This is a genomic window from Micromonospora foliorum (genome assembly GCF_022229015.1).
Lineage (GTDB): Bacteria > Actinomycetota > Actinomycetes > Mycobacteriales > Micromonosporaceae > Micromonospora > Micromonospora foliorum.
In genome coordinates this window covers 1-6,471 of sequence record NZ_JAKKFF010000206.1, presented here as the reverse complement: position 1 = coordinate 6,471, position 6,471 = coordinate 1, and the positions used below count along the sequence as shown (strand labels likewise).

Annotated in this window: 8 protein-coding genes; 5 read left to right on the top strand and 3 right to left on the bottom strand. The window is 72.8% G+C overall.

What is annotated here, in order from left to right; translation table 11 throughout:
* On the bottom strand, positions 1–369 hold a 369-nt coding region (locus PSH25_RS16240; RefSeq protein ID WP_238659887.1), incomplete at its 3' end, for a TY-Chap domain-containing protein.
* Positions 366–785 carry a YbaB/EbfC family nucleoid-associated protein gene (locus tag PSH25_RS16235; protein WP_238659886.1) on the bottom strand — a complete coding sequence of 140 codons (420 nt, stop codon included), beginning with the start codon at positions 783–785 and terminating at the stop codon, positions 366–368. The genes PSH25_RS16235 and PSH25_RS16240, both read right to left, overlap by 4 nt.
* A gap of 92 nt (positions 786–877) precedes the next feature.
* Here PSH25_RS16235 and PSH25_RS16230 point away from each other — a divergent pair, with 92 nt between their 5' ends.
* From PSH25_RS16230 to PSH25_RS16220, 3 genes are read left to right on the top strand one after another with little or no spacing between them, the layout of a single operon-like run.
* Positions 878–1,210, top strand: coding sequence for a hypothetical protein (locus PSH25_RS16230; RefSeq protein WP_238659885.1), 333 nt, complete (start codon positions 878–880; stop codon positions 1,208–1,210).
* Positions 1,207–2,268 (top strand): WXG100 family type VII secretion target, encoded by a 1,062-nt coding sequence (locus PSH25_RS16225; protein ID WP_238659884.1) that lies wholly within the window; start codon positions 1,207–1,209, stop codon positions 2,266–2,268. The genes PSH25_RS16230 and PSH25_RS16225 overlap by 4 nt, the downstream gene beginning before the upstream one ends.
* Before the next feature lie 11 nt (positions 2,269–2,279).
* Positions 2,280–3,188 carry a hypothetical protein gene (locus tag PSH25_RS16220; RefSeq protein WP_238659883.1) on the top strand — a complete coding sequence of 303 codons (909 nt, stop codon included), beginning with the start codon at positions 2,280–2,282 and terminating at the stop codon, positions 3,186–3,188.
* 104 nt (positions 3,189–3,292) lie between these two features.
* Here the strand turns inward: PSH25_RS16220 and PSH25_RS16215 are convergent, their stop codons facing one another.
* Positions 3,293–4,264, bottom strand: coding sequence for an aldo/keto reductase (locus PSH25_RS16215; RefSeq protein ID WP_130400857.1), 972 nt, complete (start codon positions 4,262–4,264; stop codon positions 3,293–3,295).
* Between the two features lie 186 nt (positions 4,265–4,450).
* Here PSH25_RS16215 and PSH25_RS16210 point away from each other — a divergent pair, with 186 nt between their 5' ends.
* Together PSH25_RS16210 and PSH25_RS16205 are read left to right on the top strand one after the other, a co-directional pair.
* A complete protein-coding gene (locus PSH25_RS16210; RefSeq protein WP_030332780.1) occupies positions 4,451–5,503 on the top strand; it encodes an LLM class F420-dependent oxidoreductase in 1,053 nt (350 codons plus the stop codon).
* Positions 5,500–6,336: an undecaprenyl-diphosphate phosphatase gene (locus PSH25_RS16205; RefSeq protein ID WP_238659882.1), complete on the top strand. Its 837-nt coding sequence runs from the start codon at positions 5,500–5,502 to the stop codon at positions 6,334–6,336. The genes PSH25_RS16210 and PSH25_RS16205 overlap by 4 nt, the downstream gene beginning before the upstream one ends.
* The last annotated feature ends 135 nt before the right edge of the window (positions 6,337–6,471 follow it).

Below are 6,471 nucleotides of genomic sequence, written 5' to 3'. Positions count from 1 at the left end.
GGCCGACAGCGCTGTCGCGCCGGGGCCGGCGGCCGGCGGCACCGGCCGGCAGGAGAGCGCCCCGGGCTCGTCGGTCAACACCTCGGCGGCGGTACGGGTCACGAACACACTGAGCCGATCCACCTGCTCCGGAGTGCGCGGCGCCTCGTACCACCAGCCCTCGTCACCGGTTGGGCGGTGCCAGCCGAGCGCGGCCAGGCGTGCCTCGTCGTGGCCGGGGCAGACCACCCGCACCACCTGGCGGCGCACCAGCAGCCGGATCCCGCGCGGACCGGCGGAGAGCTCCAGGTCGGTGTCCCGGTCGCAGCGGGCCACGGTGTCCCGCAGCCGAGCGGCGATCTCCGGCCAGGTCGGCGACGGCGGCGTCACGCCGGTGCGCCCGGCAGGCGGTCGTCCAGCCGCCCGAGCCGGGCCACGGTCTCCTCCAGCCGGCCCAGCGCCGAGAAGTCCCCCGGTGTGCCGAACAGGTCACCGAGCCCCGCGCCGAGCGCCACGTCCAACCCCTCGGTGTGCTCGTCGACGTGCCCGGAGGCGACCTCACGAGCCCGCCGGTACGCGTCGAGCACCAGCTCGGCCACCCCCTCGGTGCCGAGGCGGAGGGCGGCGGGCGCGAGGGTGAGGCCGGTCAGCGCGCCGGTGGCGTCGACAGTCGCCGAGACCAGCCCGCTCTCGTCGGCCGCGGTGCCGGACAGCTCGGCCAGGTCGTCGCGGAGGCCCGCGAACCGGCGCTCGATGTCGGCGATCCGCCCGGCGAGCGCGTCGAACGCGGACGTCGGGTCCGTCATGAGATTCCTCCCCGTGGATCCTGCGACCGGGTGGTGCCCGGCGGCCGGGAGATCGTATCGTCGGTGCGCTCGACTCATGGGGGAGGAACGGCATGCCACCGGATATCGAAGTCGACGTGCAGGCGGTCCGTCGACTGGAGACAGCCGCCAAGCAGGTCGCCAGCTCGCTCGCCGCGCTGGAGGGGCAGATCGTCTCGGCCGGCGACGTGCCGGCGGACGCCTTCGGCCACCTGCCGTTCGCCAGCGACATGCTTCGCGACAAGTACGCCGAGCAGGTCACCGGCGGCAAGGAGCTGTTCGCCGCCGCGAACGCCGCGTTCGGCCGGGTCGCCACGGCGCTGGCCGACACGGTCGAGGCGTACGAGCTCAACGAACGGGACCTCGACGCCGGGTTCAAGGCCATCCAGTCGGGTCTGCCCGGATGAGCGGCCCGGCCGGCAGCGCCGTCCAACTGTGGAACGGCCTCGACAGCGCGCTCTCCGGGGTGCAGGACGCCGTCGACAGTGTCTGCCGGACCCTGGCGTGGCCGCTGATCCAGCTCGTCGACCTGGTCGACGGCGAGCCCGCGGTGCTGCGGGCGAAGGCCGCCGAGTGGGACGCGCTGGCCGCGCAGGTGCGCGACCTGGCGCAGGGGCACCGCGGGACGCGGGAGTCCGCGCAGGCCGGGTGGCGCTCACCGTCCGGTGTGGCGTACGGCCAGCGGCTGGCCGAGGTGGAGCAGCAACTCCTCGACGTCGCCGAGCAGTTCGCCGCGACCGCGGAGTACCTGCGCGGTGTCGCCGACGGCCTGCAGACCGTGCACGACGTGCTGGTGGACCTCTGCGTGGAGTTCGTGAACTTCCTCCTGGTCACGCTGGTGACGGCGTTGCTGATGGCCCCGGTCACCATGGGCGCGTCCTGGGCCGCCGGCGTGGGCGTGGCCGTCACCAGGGGCCTGATCGTGGTCACCCGGATGCTGAAGGTCATCCGACCGCTCGCCGTGCACCTGCAGAAGGTCATCCGCCTGCTCCAACGGGTTCTGCTGTACCTGCGCAAGCTGCGCACGCACCTGGACAAGCTGGTCGACATGCAGAAGGCGCTGCGCACCGGCAAGAAGTACGCCGACAAGCGCCGCGCCGCCGGCAAGCTCGACAAGTGGCACCACAAGTTCCTCGACCCCACCAAGGGCACCTACAAGCTGGGCAAGTCCGGTTCCCCGTTCGACATGGGCGCGCTCGACCGGGCCGCCGCGCTGCGGACGCACGGGGTCGCCGACGGCGCGCGGGTGATCGCCCGGGACTGGGCGACCCACCTGCCGTGGAACGTGCCGAACTCGGTCGTCCACGGTGTCACCTGGGGGACGGTCGCGTTGACCAGCGGGCTCTCCGTTCCCGGCAGTGAACAGGTCGGCGACCAGATCGACCAGGCGGTGCAGGGCGGCGCGGACTGGATCGACCAGAATGTCTTCGGGCAGCCGCCAGCAGGCCAGCCGGCGGGCCGCTAGGGAGGCGACGGGTGATGTCAGGGGAGCGGGGTCGGCTGGGTCGGTTCACCGACGCGGTGCTCGGCGGCGCGCGGGCCGCCCGGGACAAGGCCCGTGAGCTGCGGGACGAGTTCCGTACCAGCGACGAGCCGGAGCGGGCCCTGGTGGCGCCGCTGCTGGCCGGGCAGGATCTCCGCTACGTGGGGCTCGGACCGGTGCGCCTGTCGCAGACCCACCAGGCCGGTCGGCAGCTCGCCGACGAGGTCGGCGCCGAGTTGGCCGACGCGCTCGACCCGAAGGCGCTGTTCGGGCTGCTCAACATCGTCAACCCGGTGGTCTGGGTCGACGCCGTGCTGACGCCGGTGCGGCTGGCCGCGGGTGTGCTGCTGCTGCCGGGCAAGGCCGGCGCCATCGCCGCCGGTGTGCCGGAGTTGGCCGCGCCGGAGCCCGGCCTGCCCCACCAACCCGCCCAGCGGGAGCCGATCCCGCTCACCGAGGAGCAGGAGGCGTTCCGGGCGCTGTTCCGGCTGAGCCAGTACCGGCCGCTGGCCGACCAGCTCGCCGAGATCGCCTACCGCCGCCGGTACGTCTTCAGCGGCGACCTCGCCACCCTCGCCGGCAGCCTGCTGCTCTTCCTGGAGCGTTACAGCGGCACCCCGCTGGCGGTGACCGACACCCACCTGCACCTGCTGCGGATGGGCCCCCGCCCGGACGCCGACCGACCCGACCGGCGTCAACCGCGGGTGCTGTGGAGTGTGCGCCGCGACCGGGTGGCCCGGGTCGACTCCGAGCGGGGCGCGAGCGGGCTCGTGCAGCTCGCCTCCACGATCGTCTTCGACGACGGCTCGTGGATCCGGCTCACCCAGCCCGCGCTGCGCGACGACCAGTCGCGCTTCCTGACCGCGATCCAGGACCTCCCCGGCCAGCGCCCCCAGCCGTGACCCGGCGCGCGCCCAGCGGTGACCCGGCGCGCTGCCCAGCGGTGACCCTTCGCGCTGCTCAGCCGTGACCCTTCGAGCTGCTCAGCGGTGACCCGGCGGGCCGGTCAGCCGTCGCGTTCGGGGTAGCCGACCGGCACCGCGGAGACGTCGTCCAGCGCGGTGGTGATCTCCTCGGGCAGGGTGATCCGTTCCACCTGGAGCGCGCCGAGCAACTGACCCACCGTGCGGGCGCCGAGGATCGGCGCGGTCACGCCGGGTCGATCCCGGATCCACGCCAACGCCACCTCCAGCGGCGACACCCCCAGCCCACCGGCCGCGGTCGCCACCGCCTCCACGATGCTGGAGCAACGCGGCTCCAGGTACGTGGCGACGAACCGTTCGAAGTGCGGCGACGCGGCCCGGGAGTCGGCCGGACGGCCGTGCCGGTACTTGCCGGTGAGCACCCCCCGGCCCAGCGGCGACCAGGGCAGCACGCCGAGGCCCAGCGCGTCGCACGCGGGCAGCACCTCCCGCTCCACGCCCCGCTCCAGCAGCGAATATTCCACCTGGGACGCGACCACCGGCGCCCGCCCCGGCCAGGCGGTCTGCCAGGCGGCGGCCCGCGCGGTCTGCCAGCCGGAGAAGTTCGACACCCCCACGTAGCGGACCTTGCCGCTGGCCACCGCGTGGTCCAGGGCGGCCAGGGTCTCTTCGAGGGGGGTGTCCGGGTCGTACCCGTGCACCTGGAACAGGTCGACGTGGTCGGTGCCGAGCCGGCGCAGCGACGCGTCCAACGTGCGCAGCAGGTGCCCCCGGGAGCCGTCCCGGCGTCGGCCACTGCCGGGGCGCAACCCGGCCTTGGTGGCGATCAGCAGCTCGTCGCGGGGGACGAGGGAGCCCAGCAGCGAGCCGATCACCGACTCGGCGTCGCCGTCGCCGTACACGTCGGCGGTGTCGATCAGGTTGCCGCCCGCGTCCAGGTAACTCTTCAGCTGAGCGGCCGCATCGTCGGCGTCGGTGTCCCGGCCCCAGGTCATGGTGCCGAGCGCGAGCCGGGAAACCGCCAGCCCGCTTCGGCCGAGCGGTCGCTGTTGCATGGGTGAACCTTATTTCGAACCTGCCGCCACCGATATCCTCGCTCCCGTATCTCTGCCGGTTCTGCCGGTTCCGCCGCCCCGGGCTGCCCCGATGGAGGGGGGATCAAAGGTGTCGAGCCGGTGATCGAGTCCGTTATCGGCATTGCGTAACCTGGGGCGACCTGTGCCACGGATGGGGGAGGACCAGTGCGACTCGGGCTCAGTCTCGGATACCAGACGGCATGGAGCACACCGGCCGACCACCTGGCGCTGGCCCAGGAGGCGGACCGGCTGGGCTACTCGGTGGTGTGGGCGGCGGAGGCCTACGGCTCCGACTCGCCCAGCATGCTCGCCTGGATGGCCGGGCAGACCGAACGGATCGACGTCGGCGCCGCGGTGATGCAGATCCCCGCCCGTACGCCGGCGGCCACCGCCATGACCGCCGCCACGATCGACGCGCTCTCCGGCGGCCGGTTCCGGCTCGGGCTGGGCGTCTCCGGCCCGCAGGTGTCCGAGGGCTGGCACGGCGTGCGCTTCGCCAAGCCGCTCGCCCGGACCCGCGAGTTCGTCGACATCGTCAAGCTGGCCATCGCCCGCAAGGAGGTGGCGTACGACGGCGAGCACTACACGCTGCCGCTGCCGGACGGCCCGGGCAAGGCCCTGCGGCTGGGCTTCCACCCACCCCGCGAGCACATACCGATCTACCTGGCCGCGGTCGGCCCGAAGAACCTGGAGCTGGCCGGCGAGATCGCCGACGGCTGGCTTGCCGTGTTCTACGCCCCGGAGTTCGCCGAGGAGCAGCTCGCCTCGGTCCGCGCCGGGCGGGCCAAGGTCGGCAAGGAGCTGGCCGGGTTCGACGTGGTGCCGTCGGTGCCCGTGGTGATCGGCGACGACGTGGCCTCCTGCGCCGAACTCGTCCGCTGGTACGCCGCGCTCTACGTGGGTGGCATGGGCAGCCGGCAGCAGAACTTCTACAACCAGCTCGCCACCCGGATGGGCTACGGCGACGCCGCCCGCGAGGTGCAGGACCTGTACCTGGCGAAGCGGCAGCGCGACGCCGCCGCCGCCGTACCCATGGAGTTCATCGACCGCACCTCGCTGCTCGGCCCGAAGGAGCGCATCGCCGAGCGGATGCGGGAGTACGCCGCCGCCGGCGTCACCACGCTGTCGGTGACCCTCTTCGTGGCCGACCGGGACAGCGGTGTGCAGACCCTGCGTACCGTCGCCGAGGCTCTCGACCTCTCGGGAGTCGGCGAGTGACCTGGGTCGAGGCCATCGTCCTGGGCATCGTCCAGGGACTGACCGAGTTCCTTCCGGTCAGCTCGTCGGGGCATCTGCGGATCACCTCGGCGATCTTCTTCGACCGGGACGCCGGCGCGTCGTTCACCGCGGTCACGCAGCTCGGCACCGAAGCGGCCGTGCTGATCTACTTCGCCAAGGACATCTGGCGGATAACCCGTACCTGGCTGGTGGGCATCCGGGACAAGTCGGTCCGTTCCAGCCTCGACTACCGGATGGGCTGGTACGTGATCGTCGGCTCGATCCCCATCGGGCTGTTCGGTTTCGTGTTCAAGGACCAGATCAAGACCGCCGGGCGCAATCTGTGGGTGGTGGCGACCACGTTGATCGTGTTCGCGTTCGTGCTGGCGTTCGCCGAGTACTGGGGGCGGCAGACCCGCACCCTGGAGAACTTCCGGATGAAGGACGGCATCGTGATGGGCTTCGCCCAGGCCATGGCGCTGGTCCCCGGGGTGTCCCGCTCCGGCGGCACCCTCACCGCCGGCCTGCTGCTCAACCTGACCCGGGAGGCGGCGGCACGGTACTCGTTCCTGCTGGCCATCCCGGCGGTGGTGATGTCCGGCGTGTTCAGCCTCGGCGACGTCTTCGAACCGTCCGCCCCGGGCACGTCCGTGCCCACCGTGGCCCAGACGATTGTGGCCACCGTCATCGCGTTCGCCATCGGCTACGCGGCCATCGCGTGGTTGCTGCGCTACGTCGCCCACCACACCCTGTACGTCTTCGTCCTGTACCGGGTCGCGCTGGGCACCCTGGTCCTTGCCCTGCTGTTGACCGGCACGATCAGCGCCACCTGACCGATCTGCCGACGGCCCCCGGCCCCGCCCGCGAGCGGAGCCGGGGGCCGCATTCGTCATCCCCGCCGCCCGCGACGCCCCTGACGACCCCCGCCTCCCGCCCGGCGCTTCCCGCCCGGCGCCCGGCGCCTCCCG